Source organism: Qipengyuania sp. 902 (assembly GCF_051195295.1).
Classification (GTDB): domain Bacteria; phylum Pseudomonadota; class Alphaproteobacteria; order Sphingomonadales; family Sphingomonadaceae; genus Qipengyuania.
In genome coordinates this window covers 724,719-743,676 of the sequence record NZ_JBNJLJ010000002.1, presented here as the reverse complement: position 1 = coordinate 743,676, position 18,958 = coordinate 724,719, and the positions used below count along the sequence as shown (strand labels likewise).

Below are 18,958 nucleotides of genomic sequence, written 5' to 3'. Positions count from 1 at the left end.
GGCCGGATGACGAAAGAGTCCGATAGGTGTTGGCTTTGCGATCGTCCGCTCGGTCGCCGCGTGCAGCAGCATCACACGGTGCCCAAATCGAAGAAGGGCCGGACAACCGCACCGGTCCACCCGATCTGCCACCGCGCGATCCACGCGAACTTCACCAACGCCGAGCTTGCCCGTGTCGGAGAGGATCGCGCGGCATTGCTGGAGCGCGATACGCTCGCTAAGTTCGTCGATTGGGTGGCCGATAAACCGCCCGACTTCCACGCGCCGACCCGCTCGCCGCGCTGATATAAAAAGGGGCAGCCCATCGCTGGACCGCCCCTCGTGTAATGCAATGCCGAACTCAGCCGCCGGTCTGTTCGTCGTCCGCCAGCTGCTGGAGCAGATAGACATATTGCAGCGCTTGCAATTGCGCGCGCTGTTCATTGTCCACGCCGCCCGAGTGGCCGCCGGTCATTTCCTCGTAGTAATAATAGGGCTGTCCGAGCGCCTTGAGCTTCGCCGCGCCCTTGCGGGCATGGGCCGGATGCGTGCGGTCGTCGGCGGTCGAGGCCCAGAGGAAGGGGGTGGGGTAGTCCACGCCCTCGACGATCTTCTGGTAGGGCGAATAGTCTTCGATCCACTCGCGCTGCTCGGGAATGCGCGGATCACCATATTCGCCGATCCACGAGGCACCGCGGCCGATTAGGTGATAGCGCAGCATGTCGAACAGCGGGATCTGGACGATGGCCGCGTCGAACAGATCGGGGCGCTGGGTGAAGGCCGTGCCGACCAGCAGGCCGCCTTGTGAGCCGCCCTGGATGCCGAGGTGATCGGGGCTGGTGATCCCGCGCGCGACCGCATCCTCGGCGATGGCGATGAAATCGTCCCAGGTGCGCTGCTTGTTCTCGCGAATGGCGCTCTGGTGCCAGCCGGGGCCGAATTCGCCCCCGCCGCGCATGTTTCCGAGGATGTAGACCCCGCCGCGCTCCAGCCACATTTTGCCCGTGGTGCCGAGATAGGCCGGCAAGCGCGGGACCTGGAAGCCGCCATAGCCGGTCAGCAGTGTCGGGTTCGTCCCGTCGAGTGTCGCGCCAGCCGGTTTGACGACGAAGTACGGGATCTTCGTGCCGTCTTTGCTTGTGGCCTCGAACTGCTCGACCTCCATGCCCTCGCTGTCGAAATAGGCGGGTGAGGTCTTGAGCACTTCCATCGTGCCCGCTTCGCCATCGAGGTAGTAGAGGCTCGACGGGTTGAGGAAGTCGGTGACGGTGAACATCACCTCGTCGCGCTCGTCGGACGAGGCGTTGATCCCGATCGTCGCGTTCTCGGGCAGGTCGACTGCGTTCCGCACCCACTCGCCATCGGCATAGTCCAGCTTCATCACCTTACCGCGCACATTGTCGAGCAGAGTGACGTAGAGGCTGTCAGAGGTAATCGTGGCGCCCTGCTTGGTCTGGCGGTCTTCGGGCGCCCAGACGAGCGTTTTCGTCGCGCCGTTCGGGTCGGCCTTGAAAGCTTCCAGATCGACCGCGATCAGCGAATCGGCGGGGAAGGTCTGTCCCTGCGTTTCCCAATCCACATCGGTCGAGAACAGCAGCTGGTCGTCGACGATGCCATAGGGCGAGGCCTTCAGCGGGATGTCGAGACGCACCCACTCGCCATCCTTCTGGAAATAATGCTCGGTCTCGTGGAAGCTTACCGCCCGGAAGGCGGTGTAGCCGTGGACCACGGCATCTCCGTCGCGCAACAGGCTCGCGCCGGACCAGACATCGCTCTGCTCCCCGCGAAAGATTTCCGGCGCATCCTCAATCGAGGTGCCGCGCTTCCACACGCGCGTGCTGAGCGGATATTCGCTGTCGGTGAGCGATCCTTCGCCGAAATCGCGGCTAACCAGCAGCGTGTCCTGATCGAGCCACTGGACACCGCCCTGGCTCTCGTTCTCCAGCGTGAAGCCGCCTGCGACGAAGCTTTTGGTCGCCATGTCGAATTCGCGCAGGATGGTGGCATCCTTGCCGCCGTCGCTCAGCGCGATCATGCACATGGTCTGGGCCGGCGGCAGGCAGGTCGAGCCCTTGTAGACCCACTCCTTGCCCTCTGCCTCGGCCAGCGCGTCGACATCGAGTACGGTTTCCCATTCGGGACTGTCGGTGCGATAGCTTTCCAGCGTGGTACGGCGGACGAGACCGCGCGGGTTTTCCTTGTCCTGCCAGAAATTGTAGAGGCCGTCGGGACGGATCGAGACGTAGGGGATCTTGTCTTCGCTGTCGTAGATCGCCAGCGCTTCGGCCTTGAGCGTCTCGAAGCGCGGATCGCTCGCGAGCGCGGCCATAGTCAGCTCGTTCTCGGCGCGCACCCAGTCGAGCGCTTCGTCGCTGCGGGCTTCTTCCAGCCAGATGTGCGGATCGTCTTCAGGGCCGGGCACGCCGTCCTGTGCGGCGGCGGGGGTGGTGGTTGCAAGCGTCATGGCTGCGGCCATGGCCAGCGTGGATACGAGTTTCAAGTGCAGTCTCCCATGCGTTCTACGCCCTATGAGACATAGCTTGCGGGCGGTGCAAGGGGAGGGGCTATCGACGGAGGGCGAACTCCGGCGGACAAAGGCTCAGCGGCGGCGTTCCCACGCGCGGATCGTGCGGTCTCCGATCTCGATTTCGGCGAGTTCGATGTAGTCGCGGGCGATGGTCTCCAGCACGAGCGCCTTCGCCTCCTTGTTCTGCGGAGTGAGTGGCGTGTCGGCGGTGACGATGACCGGTGGGCGGGTTTCCAAGATGCGCGCGACCTCACCCTCCTGCGACATCCCCAGCGCATTCCGCTCGAGCGCATTGTTGAGATGGTCGGGATAAACGAAGCGCGAGGGCAGGCAGGAATCGGCGAGGCGATAGAGCGAGCTCGGTCCGTCGAACACGAAGATGCAAGCATCGCTGTCTTCGCTGCTCTGCGCGACGGTAGCAGCAAATCGGTCGTAATCGGCAGCGCGCTCTTGCAGTTCGCCGGGCAGAGATAACGGTGCGGCGAGCGCGAACGCGCCCGCTACGACGAGGACCAGCGGACCCCAGCGGGCTGGGCCGGACCGGTCGAGCAGGAGCAGGGCGAGCAGCACGCTCGCCGGGACGAGGGCGGCAAAATAGTAGCGGTAGACGGTACCGGGCAGGAATGCGGTCGCGAGGCATGCGGCGAACCAGAACGCGATGAACACATAGTGCGACCTGTCGCGCGGCGGGGTCAGGCGGGTGGCGGCGTAGAGCCCGCCGCCAGCGAGCACGGCCAGCGGGACAAGGCCGAGGAGCAGATCTTTGTGGAGCCGCCCGGCGCCTGACGGCGCGCGGTCGAAGAAGGACAGGAAATTGGCGAAGAAGAAGCCGTCCCAGTGCCCCGCCAACGCATAGTATAGCGCCACCAAACCGGTTGGCAGCAGGCCGAGCGCGAAGAAAGCAGCGGCAAGGGCGACCAGTCGTGCTTTGCTCGCTCCCTGCCGGTACTGCCCCCACAGAGCCCACAGGCCGAACATCGCGCATTGCGGTGCAACGGTGTATTTGACCTGCAAGGCCAGACCGCCAATCAGCATGGCTACGAGTGCGCGACGGATGGCGTTCGGGTGGGCAGAATCGCGGACGAGGACGGCCATCGCCAGCATCAGCGGAACGTGGAAGACCTCCGATTGTCCCGATGCGCTGCCGTAGACCGTCATCAACAAAACATAGAGCATTCCTGCTCCGGCAGCAGTCACGCGATCGACCAGCGGCCTCGCCAGCACCGCCGTCAGCCAGCCGCCCGCGACGGTGAACAGCAGGGCGAGGGCTTGGTAGGCTTCGGGCCCGGGACCGCCGACGGCGTGTGCGGCTGCAAACAAGGCGAAGAGGCCGACGGGCTTGCGATCCCAAACTTCGACGAAAGGCAGTGCGCCCTGGTTCATCGCTTGCCCGATCAGCGAATAGAGCTGCTCGTCGTAGCCGGCGAGCGGGAAACCAAACCACGGCAGGCGCGCGATGAGCGCCGTCGCGACAATCGCGAGCAGGACCAGCGCGTCGCCTAGCCATGCCGGCTGCGCGCGCGGTGCGGTCTCCATATCGCTTGCAATACTCGCCACGCCCGGCTGCCCCTTTCGCGTTCTACCCTGCCATCGCGATGGTTAATTTTTCGGATGCAGGCATGTCTTGGCGAATGGTCCGGGAGATCCGGTTGGAACTGGCCTACGTGCCGAGTTCGAACACCACTCCGGTTCGGCCACGCCAGATCTCGCGAGCGGGGAATGGAAGCTCTACAACTGCAGGGTCGGTTCCGTGTATCCAGACGTGTGTGAATGCGCCGGCGGGCAAGCGGTCGAGCGCCTGTGCCAGGGTAGGAAGGCCGGAGTCGGCGCATTCCTCGATGACGACCGATTGGGATGGATCGCGCACGAAGGGTTCGCCGTCGGGATAGTGCACGGTCAGCGCATTTGCGCCTGCCACTTCCCACTGGTCGTTGGTGAAGGCGCTGCGCCGCGCAATCGCGAAACCGCCGAGATGCCGGAGTGGATTGAGCCGCCACTGGAAGCCGCATTGCTCGACGGCGAAGTTGACGACGCGCGCGCCGCGCGGAATTGCTTCGAGAGCGGGCAGATTGGCGTGAACCAGCCGGTCCTTGTCGACGAAATCGACGCTGGTGGCGGCGATCCTAAATCCCAGAAACGCAAGCGCAGCCACGAGCGCGAACCTCTGGAAAATCTGGCCCATCTTCGGCGCGCGCAGCGCCAGCAGCGCGACGATCAGCGTGTATGGCACCAAGCGCATGTCGGCGTAGTATGAGCCGAACACGCGAGCGGGAAGGGCGGCAAAGGCCGCGAGGCAGAGCAGCGCTGCAATCGCCATCGCACCGTGGACGCGGATGGGGCGCAACACGAAGCCGGCAGCGATCACGGCGGCGAGAAATCCGGCCGACAGCCAGTCCAGCATCGGCGGCCCGGCGCGAAAGACCGAGGTCAGCCAGACGATCTTGAGCGGGATGGACCATTCATTGGTGTCCGCGCCCGCAGACGCGGTGCGCCATACCAGCATCGGCACGATGGCCAGCAGCAAGACGCCGCAATCGGCCAGCACCCGAAGGACGAGATCCGCTCCCCGCCGCCCCTCGATCCACCGCGCATGAAGCGAGGCGCTTCCGCACAACAGGCCGAGGAAAGCCCAGCCGAAGGCGTGGCAGAGCCAGACGATCAGTCCCGCGACGGCAAGGAACAGTGGCGCTCGCCATGCGACCTGCGACTGTCGCAGGTGCAGCCACGCGAAGGAAGCCAGCATCGCCAGCGCCATCGAGAGCGAGAAGTTGAGAAATCCGTACTGGAAGGGAAAGGCATAGATCAGGGGTAGAGCGCAGATCGCGAAGGGCGTGATGCGTCCATGTAACGCCGTGCTCATTGCCAGAACGCCCGAGGCCGCCAGCAATTGGGTCGCCAGCACGATCAGTCGCACCGCAGGTTCAAGCCCCAGAACTGGCGCGAGCAATTCCACCAACAGGTCCGCGCCGGGATTGCCGACCAATTGCCATCGGTAGCTGAAATAGGGCTGCAGTTCCGGTCGCTCGGCCAGCTCGGTCTGGATCGCGTAACGCCCGAGATGACCGAACAGGTCGACCAGCGGAGGGAACTCGACTAGCAACAGGGGAAGGGCGCAGGCGAACAGCAATACCGGCCACAGCAGCCGCTCGCGCAGATCGGCGCTATTGCTCATGGCCACTGGCGCAGATTTAGACAGGCGAACGGTCCCCTTCCTCGTCCGGCTCTATCGGGCAAGCGCCCGTGGTCGATGCGGCACTAGGCGTCGTCACCATCGCAGCGTATTGCGATGTGGATGGCCACACCGTCCAGCGCCCTCGCAGGTTCACGCGCGCTGCGCGCTGCGCGCTGGGATAGGGACAAGCGACGCCGAAGACGCAGACGGGACAGCCCAGACCATGCACGAGTATAACGACGACTTTTACGCCTATATCGGTTCGGGCGCGCGCAGGTCGGCCGAGATCGTGGTTCCGCTGGTCAAGGGCGAGATCGCCATCGCGACCATGCTCGATGTCGGCGGTGGCAAGGGCGTTTGGGGCAAGGTTTGGGAAGAGCACGGGGTCACCGCGACGGTACTGGACGGCGACTATTGACTGAGCCGCTGGTCACGGATTTCTTGCCGCAAGACCTGTCGCAGCCGTTCGATCTCGCCCAGCGCTTCGACCTAGTCCAGACGCTGGAAGTGGCGGAGCATCTGCCGGAAACCAGCGCGCGCGATTTCGTCGCGAGCATCGCGAGGCACGGCGATATCGTCCTGTTCTCCGCCGCGGTCCCGGGGCAGGGGGCGAGCACCATATCAACAAACAGCCGCTCGAATACTGGCACAAGCTGTTTGGGGATGCCGGCTACGCATGTTTCGACGCGCTGCGCCCGCATTTGCGCGACAACAAGGACGTAATGCCCTGGAATCGCTACAATGTCCTGCTGTTCGCGAATGACGCCGGGCAGGCGCGTTTCTCGGACAAGGTGCTCGCCGCGCGGACCGATTATGTGAAGGATGACGGCGATTTTGCCTGGACGCTGCGCAAGGCGCTGGTCCGTGCGCTGCCACGCCGCGTCGTCGATGCGATCGCCGCCTTCCTCGCCAAAAGGAAACGCTAGCGGCTCACTTGCCGCGCGCGCAGGAAAACCCAGCTTTTCGCCAAGATGAAGAAGCTGACCGAATAGGCAGTCATCGCCGCCAGTTGCGCCAGGGGATGGCCGACAAAGCCTGCTTCCCGCGCCGCGCGCAGCACGGCGAGATTGACGCAAAACGACAGCGCAGCAGTGATTGTGAAACGCACCGCCTCCGCCCGGTCGGCGCCCCACGGCTGGCCGAAGGTAAAGCGGCGGTGGAGCAGGTAAGCGGCGCTCAGGCCCAGCCCGTAGCCCAGCGCATTCGCGAGATAGTCGCCCGCGCCCAGCAGCATGGCGGCGAGGATAATCCCATAGCCGATAGCCGTATTGACCAGACCGACCAGCGAGAAGCGGACGACCTGCAACTTCACGGCGCGGCGCGGCGATAGGTCTGCTGCAGCGTGCGCTCCATCTCGTGCACAGGATTTGCGCCCTCCGCATTCGCCACCTGCGAGCGGATCTCGTCGACGATGAACAGCGGGCGGTTCTTCGTCTCCATATACATCCGGCCGAGATATTCGCCGAAGACGCCGAGCACCATCAACTGGACGGAACCGATGATCAGGATCAGTGCGGCAAGGCTCGCCCAGCCCTGCACGGCTTCGCCGCTGAGCCAGCCCCAGCCGACCCAGCCCAGCGCGAGCATGCCCAGCAGCCCGAACGCCATACCGAGATGCGAGGCGAACCGCAGCGGTACTGTCGAGAAGCTGGTGACGGCATCTACTGCAAGACCGATCATCTTGCGCAGCGGGTAGTTCGTCTGACCGGCAAAGCGCGCATCGCGCTCGTAGGGGACGGCGACCTGCCTGAAGCCGATCCAGCTGACCATGCCGCGCACGAAGCGATAGCGTTCGGGCATGGCCTTCAGTTGCTCGACCACGCGGCGCGTCATCAGGCGGAAATCGCCCGTGTCGCGCGGGATCGCGACATCGGTCATGGTCTGCAGGAAGCGATAGAACAGTGCGGCGGTCCCGCGCTTGAATGCCGTTTCGCCTGCGCGGGCGGTGCGTTGGCCGTAGACCACGTCTGCGCCCTCGGCGATCTTCGCAGCCATTGCGCCCAGCAGTTCGGGCGGGTCCTGCAAGTCGGCATCGAGCACGAAGACGAGCCTGCCTCGCACATGCTCCAGCCCGGCGGCAAGCGCGAGTTGGTGCCCGTGATTGCGCGAAAGGTTGATGCCGACGATTTGCGGCTTGGTGTCGGCGTGGCGGCAGATATGCGACCAGCTGCTGTCGCTTGAGCCGTCATTGACGAGGAGGATTTCGTAATCGCCCGGGTATTGCGTTGCGCAGACGGTCTCGATGCGGCGCATCAGCTCGTCGATCCCGGCTTCCTCGTTGTAGACCGGCACGACCATGGACAATGCGCGGTCGCGGATCGGTGCCGGTGTCTCGCTCTTCGCCTGCCCCTGTGGAACTTTGCAATCGGGGCGAAAGATTATTGGTAAACGGAGAGTAAACTGCTCGCCTTGCGGCGATCGCTGTATAAAACGAAAAGGGCGACCCCGCAGGACCGCCCTTTTGCGTTATCTATACGTGCAGAGCCTCAGCCTTCGACGTGTTCGGCAAGCACCGTGAGGCCCTTGTCGCCCACTTCGGCGAAGCCGCCACGGACTTCGATCATCTCGGGCGCGCCGCCTTCGGTCTTGTAGACTTGCACCGCGCCGTCGCGGATCGTGGACATGAAGGGCGCGTGGCCTTCGAGCACGCCGAATTCGCCTTCCGCACCGGGGACGACCACCATGTGGACATCCTCCGAGCGGACCAGCTTGGCCGGCGTAACGAGTTCGAAGTGGAGAGCCATGCTCAGTCTTCTTCCGCCATCTTCTTGGCCTTCTCGACGGCCTGGTCGATCCCGCCGACCATGTAGAAAGCGCTTTCCGGCAGGTGATCGTATTCACCGTCGACGACAGCCTTGAAGCTGGCGACCGTGTCCTCGAGCTGGACGAACACGCCTGGAATGTTGGTGAAGACTTCGGCGACGTGGAACGGCTGGCTGAGGAAGCGCTGGATCTTGCGGGCGCGGGCCACGGTCAGCTTATCTTCTTCCGACAGCTCGTCCATGCCGAGAATGGCGATGATGTCCTGCAGGCTCTTGTACTTCTGCAGCGTTTCCTGGACGCGGCGAGCGGTCTGATAGTGCTCTTCGCCGACTACGCGCGGTTCAAGCACGCGGCTGGTCGAGTCGAGCGGGTCGACGGCCGGGTAGATGCCCAGCTCCGAGATCGCGCGGCTCAGCGTGGTCGTCGCGTCCAGGTGGGCGAACGAGGTTGCAGGGGCCGGGTCGGTAAGGTCGTCGGCGGGAACGTAAATCGCCTGGACCGAGGTGATCGAACCCTTGGTGGTCGAGGTGATGCGCTCCTGCAGGTTACCCATGTCGGTCGACAGGGTCGGCTGGTAGCCCACGGCCGAAGGAATACGGCCAAGCAGCGCCGACACTTCCGAACCCGCCTGAGTGAAGCGGAAGATGTTGTCGACGAAGAACAGCACGTCCTGGCCTTCGACGTCACGGAAGTATTCCGCCATGGTCAGGCCCGACAGGGCGACACGGGCGCGTGCACCCGGAGGCTCGTTCATCTGGCCGAAGACGAGGGCAACCTTCGAGCCTTCGCTGATCGCTTCGCCGTTGTCATTCTTGGCGATAACGCCGGCGTCGAGGAATTCGTGGTAGAGATCGTTACCTTCGCGGGTACGCTCACCCACACCGGCGAAGACGGACACGCCGCCGTGGCCCTTCGCGATGTTGTTGATGAGCTCTTGGATCAGCACGGTCTTGCCGACGCCCGCGCCGCCGAACAGGCCGATCTTGCCGCCCTTCGCGTAAGGCGCGAGGAGGTCGATGACCTTGATGCCGGTGACGAGGATGGCCGCTTCGGTCGACTGGTCGACGAACAGCGGGGCTTCCGCGTGGATCGGGCTGGTGCTGTCGGCACCGATCGGGCCGCGCTCGTCGATCGGCGCGCCGACGACGTTCATGATCCGGCCGAGCGTCTTGGGGCCGACGGGGACCGAGATCTGCGCGCCGGTGTTGACGACTTCCTGGCCGCGGACGAGACCGTCGGTGCCATCCATCGCGATGGTGCGAACGGTGTTCTCCCCGAGGTGCTGCGCCACTTCGAGAACCAGCGTATTGTCGCCGTTCTTCGTCTCAAGCGCGGTGAGGATCGCGGGCAGCTCGCTTTCGAACTGCACGTCGACGACGGCGCCGATGACCTGGCTGATAGTGCCGTTGGGGCTCTGGTTAAGTACGGGTGCGGTGGCCATGATCTATGTCCTGACTAGTGGGTTTCTCGCGCCTTAGCCGACGCAAACATTTTCCGGATCGGCAAAAACCCAGTCGCCGTCGCCGGCGGTAAGGGTTGCCTCGTTACGCAGATATTCGTCTTCGCCGAGGCCGAATTCGCAAATGACATCGGGCGAGCCCATGCCGGCGCGGCGACAGACGGCGGTGTTTACCGCCTCTTCCTCGGGACACTGCTCGGCATATTTTGCCGTGAAATAGGCCTGGTCGGGCGGAGTGAGCGTCTCGATCGGCTCAGGTGTCGCGGTTTCGACCGGAGCGGGTGCGGGCTCTTCGCTGCATGCAGAAAGCAGTGCGATGGCGACGAGCGTGAAAACGGGTTTGGTCATAATCTGGCTCCGGTAGGCGTTCTTCGACGTCTCTCCGGCATCCTCTCCAATTCTTACAGCGCTTCGGCGCCGGCGATGATTTCGATCAGTTCGGTGGTAATCGCGGCCTGGCGGCTGCGGTTGTACTGGATGGTGAGCTTCTGGATCAGGTCGCCGGCATTGCGCGTGGCGTTGTCCATCGCGGTCATCGAAGCGCCCTGTTCTGAGGCCTCGCGCTCCAGCAGCGAACCGAACAGCTGCGTCTTGACGTAACGCGGCAGCAGTTCTTCGAGGATTTCCTCCTCGCCCGGCTCGTATTCCACCACGGCATCGCCGGCAGTGCCCGCATCGCCTTCGGGGGAAGGGACGGGGATCAGCTGGTCGACGGTTGGGTCCTGCGCGAGGGCCGACTTGAAGATCGGGTAGACGAGGTGCGCGACATCGAATTCGCCCTTCTCGAAACGCTCGATCAGGTCGTCGGCGATCGCTTCGGCCTCTTCGAAGCCCGGCGTGCGGACTTCCGACGTGTCGAAATGCTTCTCGATCCGGTTGGCATAGTCGCGCTTGATCGGGGCGCGGCCCTTCTTGCCGACGAGGTAGAAGGATACGTGCTTGCCATCGGCGATCAGCTCGCGCGCCTTAGCCTTGGCGGCTTTGACGATATTGGCATTGAGACCGCCACACAGGCCCTTGTCGGTGTTCACGACCACCAGCAGGTGGCGCTTGTCCGATCCGGTGCCCTTGAGCAGCTTGGGCGCGCTGTCGCCGCTCACCTTGCCGGCGAGGCTGGCCATCACGCCCGACAGCCGCTCGGCATAGGGGCGCGCGGCTTCGGCAGCCGCCTGCGCACGGCGCAGCTTGGCCGCCGCGACCATCTGCTTGGCCTTGGTGATCTTCTGGGTCGATTTGACCGAGTTGATCCGGCCCTTGAGTTCCTTGAGGCTAGCCATTTCGGCTCCCTTATCTCGTCAGGCTTATGCGAACTGCTTGGCGAAGGTCTTGAGCGCGTCGACGACCTTGTCCTTGGTGTCGTCTTCGAACTTGCCGGTGGTGCGGATGGTTTCCAGCACGTCGGCGTGCTCGCTACGCATGAAGCTCAGCATCTGCGCTTCGTAATCCGTCACGCGGTCCACCGCGACATCGTCGAGATAGCCGTTCGTGCCGGCGAAGATCGACACGGTCTGCTCTTCGAACGGCATCGGCGAGAACTGCGGCTGCTTGAGCAGCTCGGTCAGGCGCGCACCGCGGTTGAGCAACTTCTGCGTTGCGGCGTCGAGGTCCGAGCCGAACTGCGCGAAGGCGGCCATTTCGCGATACTGCGCGAGGTCGAGCTTCATCGAGCCCGAAACCTTCTTCATCGCCTTGGTCTGGGCGGCACCGCCCACACGGCTGACCGAAAGGCCGACGTTAATGGCCGGGCGCACGCCCTGGTAGAACAGGTCGGTTTCGAGGAAGATCTGACCGTCGGTGATCGAGATCACGTTGGTCGGGATGTAGGCCGACACGTCGCCCGCCTGCGTTTCGATGATCGGCAGCGCGGTCAGCGAACCGCCGCCTTCCGACTTGTTCATCTTCGCCGCACGCTCGAGCAGGCGGCTGTGGAGATAGAACACGTCGCCCGGATAGGCTTCGCGGCCCGGAGGACGACGCAGCAGCAACGACATCTGGCGATAGGCGACGGCCTGCTTGGAAAGATCGTCGTAGCAGATGACCGCATGCATGCCGTTATCGCGGAAAAATTCGCCCATCGCGCAGCCGGTGTAGGGTGCGAGATACTGGAGAGGTGCCGGTTCCGAAGCGGTCGCGGCGACGACGATCGAATATTCCATCGCGCCGTTTTCTTCGAGGCTCTTGACGATCTGCGCCACGGTCGAGCGCTTCTGGCCGACGGCGACATAGACGCAGTAGAGCTTCTTGCTCTCGTCGTCGCCCGCGTTCGCTTCCTTCTGGTTGATGAAGGTGTCGATTGCGACGGCAGACTTGCCCGTCTGACGGTCGCCGATAATCAGTTCGCGCTGGCCACGGCCGACGGGAACGAGCGCATCGATGGCCTTCAGGCCCGACTGCACGGGTTCGGAAACCGATTCACGCGGAATGATGCCCGGTGCCTTCACTTCGACGCGGCGGCGCTCGGTCGATTCGATCGGGCCCTTGCCGTCGATCGGGTTGCCGAGAGCGTCGACCACGCGGCCGAGCAAGCCCTTGCCGACGGGAACGTCCACGATGGTGCCGGTGCGCTTCACGCTGTCGCCTTCGGCGATGTCCGTGTCGGCACCGAAGATCACCGCACCGACGTTGTCGGCTTCGAGGTTCAGCGCCATGCCCTGAACGCCGTTGGCGAATTCGATCATTTCGCCGGCCTGGACGTTGTCGAGGCCGTGGATGCGGGCAATACCGTCACCCACCGACAGCACGGAACCGACTTCGCTGACTTCGGCTTCAGTGCCGAAATTGGCGATCTGGTCCTTGATGACCTTGGAGATTTCTGCGGCGCGGATATCCATGATGTGTGTCCTTTAAGCCTTCATGGCCTGGGAGAGCGAATTGAGACGGGTGCGGATCGAGCCGTCGATGCGCTTCGATCCGATGGTGACGACAAGGCCGCCGAGCAGCTCGGGATCGACCTTCGTGGAAAGCTTGACCGTGCGGCCTTCGCGGGCCGTCAGCTTGGTCTTGAGATCGGCCAGCTGCGCATCGGTCAGCGCATGGGCGCTGGTGACTTCTGCGGTCACCTCGCCGCGCTGGGCGGCGGCGATGGCGCGAAAGGCGCGGATGACCTGCGGCAGCTGCGACAAGCGGCGGTTCTGCGCCAGCACGCCGAGGAAGTTCTGCGTCAGCTCTGAGAGGCCCATGATCGCGGAAACGCCCCACAGCGCCTTTTCGGCGGCTGCGCGAGAGATCTTGGGATTGGTGGTGAGAGCGGCGAGCTCGGGCGATTCGTGCAGCCCGGCTTCGAGCTTCTCGAGGTCCGATTCGACTGCGGTGACCGTGCCGGCCTCGCTTGCGAGATCGAACAGGGCCGAGGCGTAACGGCCTGCCAGGCTAGCCTGAATACCGGCGGAAATATCCACGCGCTTGAGGTCCTCTTGGGTCCGGAGAAAACTTTGTGCGTCCCGACCAGTTGCAGGCGACGGAACACATCGCCCCGGCAGGGTCGGCGCGCGCCTAGCAAAGGGTCTTTCCAAAGGCAAGCCGACTCCGGCCCGGTTTCTGGACTCCTTTAGCGAGCAGCGTAGAATGCGTGGCGAGAGTTGGGAGAGAGATGCGATGGAGATGGTTCCGCTGGCCCCGAAGTGCGGGGTGGAGATCACAGGGGTCCGGTTGAGCGAGGCCGAGGGCGACACGCTCGACGCGATCCGCACGGCAATCTACGAGCACGGCGTGGCGCTGTTTCGCGGACAGGATGATTTCACGCCGGAAGCGCATATCGCCTTCGCCAGGCGCTGGGGCGGGATCGACATCAACAACTACTTCCCGCTGACAGACGAACATCCCGAGATCGCCGTGGTCCGCAAGGCCGCCGACCAGCAGACCAATATCGGCGGCGACTGGCACACCGACCATTCCTACGATCAGGTGCCGGCGATGGGCTCGATCCTCGTTGCGCGCACTTTGCCGCCCAGCGGCGGCGACACACTGTTCGCGCATATGGGTGCGGCCTACGACGCGCTGCCGGAAGATCTCACGCAGGAGATCGAGGGGCTGGAGGCGTTTCACACCGCCGACCATATCTACAAAGCCGACGGGCTCTATGCGAAAACCGACATGGGTCGAGAGCTGCGCGGACACGATCTGAAGACCGGCGCGACGCACCCGGTCGTGATCCGCCACCCCGTCACGGGCCGCAAGCTGCTCTACGTCAACCGCGCTTTCACCGTGAATCTCGTCGGCAAGACGCGCGAGGAGAGCCTGCCGCTGCTTACCCGCCTCTATGCCGAGGCGCTGGCGGCGGACAATACCTGCCGCGTGCGATGGGAGCCGGGCGCGGTGGCGATCTGGGATAATCGCACGACGTGGCACAATGCGCTGAACGACTATCAGGGCCACGCCCGCGAGATGCATCGCATCACGCTGAGCGGGGAAGCCCTGGCGGCTTAGTCTCTGCCTATCGCCGCTCGCTGCATTCGTAGACCAGCCGCTCGTTAGCCTGACGCGGAAGCTGGCCGAGCACTTCGGTCTGCAAGTCGCCGAGCTGGCTTGCGGCATCTTCCGCGCCGCAGACGGGGGCCTTGTACTTCCCGCGCGCTTCGCGGGCTTCCGCCATCGAGCTGCGCGGCAGGAGGTAGCGTTCGACGCGATAGATGCGGCGGTCGGGATCGAAACTGTTGACCGATACGGCGTCTTCCGAGTTCGGCACGAAGACCCGGCTCCAGGTGCCGCCGGAGAAGCCGTATTGCGTGCGCTCGTTGACGCAGCCGCCTTCGGCCCAGTCGAAACTTAAATCCTGTGCCTCGGCGCTGGTGATGCGGCTGCGTTCGGGCAGGAGCGTGCATTGGAGGGCGAGGTCGCCGGTGACCGGTTCTTCGGGAGAACCGGACTCGCTATCTTCCTGCATCGCTGCGGCGACCCGGCGGTCGATCTCGTCCAGCCCCGGACGGGTCAAGTAGGCAGCGATCGCGGCCAGCACCGCGACAGCAGCAGCGACCGCGACGATCCGCATGCGGGTTTCATCGCGCTCTTCCGAATTGTAGATCGCAATGGCCCACTGGCCCAGGGCGAAGGCGACCAGCAGAAGCACGAAGGCAAGGAACACGCGGTCCTCGCGCTCGATCATCACGGCCTGTTCGGCCTCGAGTTGCGCTCGCTCGCGCTTGGCGCGGCTGGTCTCGGCGCGCTGGGCGAGGTCCTGCCGCGCAGCCTGCTGTTCGCGCTCGATCCGCTCGCGTTCGGCCGCATCGAGGTCGGCCATCGAGCGGCACGGCCGTTCGTTGACGCGCGGTGTGACATCGTTGGCGCGCAGGAACGGCAGCAATTCGCGCATCGAGACCGCGAAGAAGAACTCCGCATCGCCGCCTTCGTTGTCCGCCCCGAAACTGTTCACGCCGAGCACGCGGCCGCAGGTGTCGAGCAGGGGCCCGCCCGAATTACCCCGGGCGATGGGGGCGGTGTGGAGTATCGTGTCGAATTGGCGACTGGGACGCTGGCCGGAGATGAAGCCGCGGCTCTTCACCGGTGGCTGGCTGCGGAAGATGTCGCCGATCTCCAGACCCTGTGCGCGGTCGACATTCATCGGATAGCCGACGCTGGTCACCTCGCCGCTGTCGGGCGGCGCGCCCCCGGCGAGCGCAAGCGGGGGCAGGCGCAGGTTGCCGCCGGTGATGCGGATCAGCGCGAGATCGTTCTTTGGCGAGGTCGCGATGAGTCGGCCATAGGTCGCCTCGCCGCCGCCGCTCGGCACGATGCCGATCTGCAGTCCCGAATCGCGCACCGCATCGCGCACGACATGGGCATTGGTGACGACCGTGTCGCCCGAGACCGCAAAGCCGGTCCCGTGGCTGATCGGATAGAGTTCTCCGTCGCCATCTTCTCCGATGATGATGAGGCGCACCACGCCGCGCGCCGCCGCATCGATGTCGGCGGCATCGGCATGCGCGACCAGCGGCGCGAACAATGCCGTGAAAAGCGTCGTGACCAGCGCGAGATATGCGAGAATGCGTCCCATCCGCTCCCGCTTGTGGCGGGCATTGGCTCTGATCGCAAGGTGCGGGATGCTGCTCTTCGCAAGCTGTTCTAGCCAGGCAGTGAAATCGGCTATGGAGGACGATGCGATGATCGGTGACGATGAAGCCTGGGCCGCAGTGAAGCGGCGCGACCGCGCTTTCGACGGGCGCTTCGTCACGGGTGTGCTCAGCACGGGCATCTATTGTCGCCCGTCCTGCGCGGCGCGCCATCCGCTGCGCGACAACGTGCGTTTCTTCGCCAGCGGAATTGACGCACGGGCGGCGGGCCTGCGCGCCTGCAAGCGCTGCCTTCCTGACGATGTCGCGCGCGACGAGGCGGCGGTGCTGGCGGCAATCGACGAGATTCGCAGCGCGGAGGAAGTGCCGACGCTGGAGGAATTGGGCGCGATCGTCGGCTATTCTCCGGCACATTTCCAGCGGGTGTTCAAGCGGGCGACCGGCCTGTCGCCCGCAGCCTATGCGCGGGCCTTGCGCGAAGAGCGGGTGCGCGACGCGCTGGGCGAAAGCAAGAGCGTCACGGGTGCGATTTACGAAGCCGGCTACAGCTCGGCCTCGCAATTCTACGAGCAGACGAAGGGACGGTTGGGCATGACGGCAAGCGACTGGCGCGATGGAGGCAGAGGCCGGACGATCCACTGGTCGGTGGTCGAAACGGGCCTCGGCGAAATGCTTGTCGCTGCGACTGATAAGGGCGTCTGCTGCCTGTCGTTCGGCGAGGACGAAGCAGACCTCCGCGCCCGCTTTCCCAAGGCGCAACTGGTGGAGGGCGGCGCGGACTTCGAAACGCTTCTGGCGCAAGTCGTCAAAGCGGTCGAAACGCCAGGCGCGGACAGCTCGAAAATTCCACTCGACGTGAAAGGAACTGCCTTCCAGCAAAAGGTGTGGGAAGCGCTGCGCGAGATCCCGCCCGGCGAAACCCGCAGCTATGGCGAACTTGCCGCAGCGCTAGGTAATCCGAACGCCAGCCGCGCCGTCGGTGGAGCCAACGGCGCGAATAACATTGCGGTCCTCATCCCCTGCCACCGCGTGGTGCAGGCTGACGGCTCGCTCGGCGGCTATGCTTACGGGCCAGAAATCAAGGCCGAGCTTTTGCGAAGAGAGCGAAAAGAATGACCATGAACCGACGCCTCAGTCTTCGACGGGGCCGGTGATAGGATCGCCAACGAGATATTCCTCGTCGGTCACTTTCTCCATCCAGGTCACGTTCTCACCGTCGAGCCGTTCCTGAACCACCACGTGGGTCATGGTGTCGGTCGGCGTTGCGCCATGCCAATGTTTGCGGTCGGGCGGGCACCGCATGATGTCGCCTTCGTAGAACTCCTATTTCGGGCCGTTCTCGACCTGCGTCCAGCCGACCCCCTCGGTCACGACCAGCGTCTGGCCGAAGGGATGGGAATGCCAGGCGGTACGGGCGCCGGGTTCGAACTCCACGATCGCGCCGGTTACGCGGGACGGATCGGGGCGGGAGAAATTGGCCGTGATGCGCGCGGTGCCGGTGAAATATTCCTCCGGCCCTTCGACGGTTTCGCGTTCGGCCTTGCGGGTGATTTCCATGTCCTGTGCCTCCGGATCGTGGGCGAGGGTGGGGGTGGCGCGCGGCCGCCATGCCCATTGTCGCACTGGTCCGCATCACTCGGCGCCCACGAAGATCGCCTTTGCGTTGACGAATTCCTTGATGCCGAAGCCGCCGTGTTCCTTGCCGTATCCCGAGTTCTTCACGCCGCCGAAGGGCATCGAGGGATCGGCCACGCCATAGGTGTTGATGTAGACCATGCCGGTGTCGAAATGCTTCGAGGCGAGTTCGATCGCGCGTTCCGTGTCGCCGCACAGGATGCCGCCGCCCAGGCCATAGCGACTGTCGTTGGCGAGGCGCATGGCGTCCTCGTCATCCTTAGCGCGGATGACGCTGGCTACGGGGCCGAACAATTCATCGTCATAGGCGGGCTGGCCGGGCGCGACATCGGTGAGGACGGTTGCCGGATACCAGGCCCCCTTCTTGTCAGGGACGCTACCGCCGCAGGCGATCTTGGCGCCGTTCTTGACCGACTCGTCCACCTGGTCCTGCAGGTCGTCGCGCAGGTCGGCGGAGGACATGGGACCCATGTCGCTGTTCTCGTCGGTCGGATCGCCCAGCTTCACGCCTTCGAAATGGGCGACGAACTTTTCGAGGAAAGCGTCGTAGACCTTCTCGGTCACGATGAAGCGCTTGCCGTTGATGCAGGTCTGGCCGTTGTTGTAGAGGCGGGCCTGCGCGCAAACCTCGGCCGCCTTGTCGAGATCGGCATCCTCCAGCACCATGTAGGCGTCGTTCGAGCCGAGCTCGAGGACGGTCTTCTTGATCGCCTTGCCGGCTTTCTCGCCGACGTGGCGGCCCGCGCCGCCCGATCCGGTGAGCGTGACACCGCGGACCTTGTCGTGTTCGATGATTTCGTCCGACGTATCATGGTCGATCACCAGCACGGTGAAGAGGTTCTCGGGCAGGCCTGCATCCTTGAAGATCTTCTCGATCATCAACCCGCTGCCGGTGCATAGCGAGGAGTGTTTCAGCAGCACACCATTGCCGGCCATCAAGCTGGCGATGGCATAGCGGATGACCTGATAGGCGGGGAAATTCCACGGCTGGATGCCGTAGACCACGCCGATCGGCGAATAGGTCACGATGCCGCGGGCGGCATTGTTCGGTTCGCGCTGCTCGTCGGCCAGTTCCTTGGGGCCATTGGCAGCGGTGTAGTCGCAAATGCCGGCGCACAGTTCGATTTCGTCGCGGCTGTCGCCGATCAGCTTGCCGACTTCGCGGGTCATCAGCTGCGCCAGTTCTTCCTTATTGTCGCGTAGTGCCTTGCCGAGGCCCTTGATCACTTCGGCCCGGTCTTCGAGACTGCGCAGCTTCCATTCAGTGAAGGCCTTGTGGCACGCCTCGACCTTGGCGAAGGCCTCGTCCTTCGACATCTGCTGGTAGGTTTCGATATTTTCGCCGGTGGCGGGGTTTACGGTGGTAATGCTGGACATGGTGCCTCTTTCGATCTTGGTTTCGATTAACCAATGGTCGG

The 18,958-nt window shown here is 64.2% G+C and carries 21 protein-coding genes; 6 read left to right on the top strand and 15 right to left on the bottom strand.

Going from position 1 to position 18,958, the window contains the following annotated elements:
• Positions 1-6 precede the first annotated feature (6 nt).
• Positions 7-285 carry an HNH endonuclease gene (locus ACSH0F_RS08770; protein WP_435201874.1) on the top strand — a complete coding sequence of 93 codons (279 nt, stop codon included), beginning with the start codon at positions 7-9 and terminating at the stop codon, positions 283-285.
• A 55-nt stretch (positions 286-340) separates the two neighbouring features.
• Here the strand turns inward: ACSH0F_RS08770 and ACSH0F_RS08765 are convergent, their stop codons facing one another.
• The 3 genes from ACSH0F_RS08765 to ACSH0F_RS08755 all read right to left on the bottom strand — a co-directional run bounded on the left by ACSH0F_RS08765 (position 341) and on the right by ACSH0F_RS08755 (position 5,678).
• Complete coding sequence (locus ACSH0F_RS08765; RefSeq protein WP_435201872.1) at positions 341-2,479, bottom strand: prolyl oligopeptidase family serine peptidase; 2,139 nt, start codon at positions 2,477-2,479, stop codon at positions 341-343.
• 99 nt (positions 2,480-2,578) lie between these two features.
• The gene (locus ACSH0F_RS08760) at positions 2,579-4,063 is read right to left on the bottom strand and encodes an ArnT family glycosyltransferase (RefSeq protein WP_435201870.1); all 1,485 of its coding nucleotides are present in this window, start codon (positions 4,061-4,063) and stop codon (positions 2,579-2,581) included.
• A 103-nt stretch (positions 4,064-4,166) separates the two neighbouring features.
• Positions 4,167-5,678 carry a hypothetical protein gene (locus ACSH0F_RS08755; protein WP_435201868.1) on the bottom strand — a complete coding sequence of 504 codons (1,512 nt, stop codon included), beginning with the start codon at positions 5,676-5,678 and terminating at the stop codon, positions 4,167-4,169.
• A 223-nt stretch (positions 5,679-5,901) separates the two neighbouring features.
• Here ACSH0F_RS08755 and ACSH0F_RS08750 point away from each other — a divergent pair, with 223 nt between their 5' ends.
• The 3 genes from ACSH0F_RS08750 to ACSH0F_RS08740 are packed head-to-tail and all read left to right on the top strand — an operon-like array spanning position 5,902 to position 6,604.
• Positions 5,902-6,096, top strand: coding sequence for a hypothetical protein (locus ACSH0F_RS08750; protein WP_435201866.1), 195 nt, complete (start codon positions 5,902-5,904; stop codon positions 6,094-6,096).
• A complete protein-coding gene (locus ACSH0F_RS08745) occupies positions 6,093-6,401 on the top strand; it encodes a hypothetical protein (RefSeq protein ID WP_435201864.1) in 309 nt (102 codons plus the stop codon). Before ACSH0F_RS08750 ends, ACSH0F_RS08745 begins: the two co-directional genes overlap by 4 nt.
• A complete protein-coding gene (locus ACSH0F_RS08740; protein WP_435201862.1) occupies positions 6,401-6,604 on the top strand; it encodes a hypothetical protein in 204 nt (67 codons plus the stop codon). The genes ACSH0F_RS08745 and ACSH0F_RS08740 overlap by 1 nt, the downstream gene beginning before the upstream one ends.
• On the opposite strand, the gene ACSH0F_RS08735 is transcribed toward ACSH0F_RS08740, so the two are convergent.
• The 8 genes from ACSH0F_RS08735 to ACSH0F_RS08700 all read right to left on the bottom strand — a co-directional run bounded on the left by ACSH0F_RS08735 (position 6,601) and on the right by ACSH0F_RS08700 (position 13,298).
• Positions 6,601-6,990, bottom strand: coding sequence for a GtrA family protein (locus ACSH0F_RS08735; protein ID WP_435201860.1), 390 nt, complete (start codon positions 6,988-6,990; stop codon positions 6,601-6,603). The two genes, ACSH0F_RS08740 and ACSH0F_RS08735, sit on opposite strands and share 4 nt — an antisense overlap.
• The gene (locus tag ACSH0F_RS08730; RefSeq protein ID WP_435202204.1) at positions 6,987-7,976 is read right to left on the bottom strand and encodes a glycosyltransferase family 2 protein; all 990 of its coding nucleotides are present in this window, start codon (positions 7,974-7,976) and stop codon (positions 6,987-6,989) included. Before ACSH0F_RS08730 ends, ACSH0F_RS08735 begins: the two co-directional genes overlap by 4 nt.
• A gap of 188 nt (positions 7,977-8,164) precedes the next feature.
• Positions 8,165-8,422, bottom strand: coding sequence for an ATP synthase F1 subunit epsilon (locus tag ACSH0F_RS08725; protein ID WP_435201858.1), 258 nt, complete (start codon positions 8,420-8,422; stop codon positions 8,165-8,167).
• Positions 8,423-8,424: 2 nt separating this feature from the next.
• Positions 8,425-9,882 (bottom strand): F0F1 ATP synthase subunit beta, encoded by a 1,458-nt coding sequence (gene atpD / locus ACSH0F_RS08720; RefSeq protein ID WP_435201856.1) that lies wholly within the window; start codon positions 9,880-9,882, stop codon positions 8,425-8,427.
• Positions 9,883-9,915: 33 nt separating this feature from the next.
• Positions 9,916-10,248 carry a hypothetical protein gene (locus ACSH0F_RS08715; RefSeq protein ID WP_435201854.1) on the bottom strand — a complete coding sequence of 111 codons (333 nt, stop codon included), beginning with the start codon at positions 10,246-10,248 and terminating at the stop codon, positions 9,916-9,918.
• Positions 10,249-10,301: 53 nt separating this feature from the next.
• Positions 10,302-11,177 carry a F0F1 ATP synthase subunit gamma gene (locus tag ACSH0F_RS08710; protein WP_435201852.1) on the bottom strand — a complete coding sequence of 292 codons (876 nt, stop codon included), beginning with the start codon at positions 11,175-11,177 and terminating at the stop codon, positions 10,302-10,304.
• 24 nt (positions 11,178-11,201) lie between these two features.
• Positions 11,202-12,731 (bottom strand): F0F1 ATP synthase subunit alpha, encoded by a 1,530-nt coding sequence (gene atpA, locus ACSH0F_RS08705; RefSeq protein ID WP_435201850.1) that lies wholly within the window; start codon positions 12,729-12,731, stop codon positions 11,202-11,204.
• 12 nt (positions 12,732-12,743) lie between these two features.
• Positions 12,744-13,298, bottom strand: coding sequence for a F0F1 ATP synthase subunit delta (locus tag ACSH0F_RS08700; RefSeq protein ID WP_278328165.1), 555 nt, complete (start codon positions 13,296-13,298; stop codon positions 12,744-12,746).
• Positions 13,299-13,464: 166 nt separating this feature from the next.
• Here ACSH0F_RS08700 and ACSH0F_RS08695 point away from each other — a divergent pair, with 166 nt between their 5' ends.
• Positions 13,465-14,325, top strand: a complete 861-nt coding sequence (locus tag ACSH0F_RS08695) for a TauD/TfdA dioxygenase family protein (protein WP_435201848.1) — start codon at positions 13,465-13,467, stop codon at positions 14,323-14,325.
• A 7-nt stretch (positions 14,326-14,332) separates the two neighbouring features.
• On the opposite strand, the gene ACSH0F_RS08690 is transcribed toward ACSH0F_RS08695, so the two are convergent.
• Positions 14,333-15,889: a trypsin-like peptidase domain-containing protein gene (locus ACSH0F_RS08690; RefSeq protein ID WP_435201846.1), complete on the bottom strand. Its 1,557-nt coding sequence runs from the start codon at positions 15,887-15,889 to the stop codon at positions 14,333-14,335.
• Positions 15,890-15,980: 91 nt separating this feature from the next.
• Between ACSH0F_RS08690 and ada the strand changes: the two genes are divergently transcribed.
• The gene (gene ada, locus ACSH0F_RS08685) at positions 15,981-17,021 is read left to right on the top strand and encodes a bifunctional DNA-binding transcriptional regulator/O6-methylguanine-DNA methyltransferase Ada (RefSeq protein WP_435202202.1); all 1,041 of its coding nucleotides are present in this window, start codon (positions 15,981-15,983) and stop codon (positions 17,019-17,021) included.
• Positions 17,022-17,036: 15 nt separating this feature from the next.
• Here ada and ACSH0F_RS08680 read toward each other — a convergent pair whose 3' ends face one another.
• The 3 genes from ACSH0F_RS08680 to ACSH0F_RS08670 all read right to left on the bottom strand — a co-directional run bounded on the left by ACSH0F_RS08680 (position 17,037) and on the right by ACSH0F_RS08670 (position 18,917).
• On the bottom strand, positions 17,037-17,207 hold the full coding sequence (locus ACSH0F_RS08680) for a cupin (protein WP_435201844.1): 171 nt from the start codon (positions 17,205-17,207) through the stop codon (positions 17,037-17,039).
• Between the two features lie 21 nt (positions 17,208-17,228).
• Positions 17,229-17,462, bottom strand: a complete 234-nt coding sequence (locus tag ACSH0F_RS08675; RefSeq protein ID WP_435201842.1) for a hypothetical protein — start codon at positions 17,460-17,462, stop codon at positions 17,229-17,231.
• A gap of 75 nt (positions 17,463-17,537) precedes the next feature.
• Entirely contained in the window at positions 17,538-18,917 is a 1,380-nt protein-coding gene (locus ACSH0F_RS08670; protein WP_435201840.1) for an NAD-dependent succinate-semialdehyde dehydrogenase, read from the bottom strand.
• Positions 18,918-18,958: the final 41 nt, after the last annotated feature.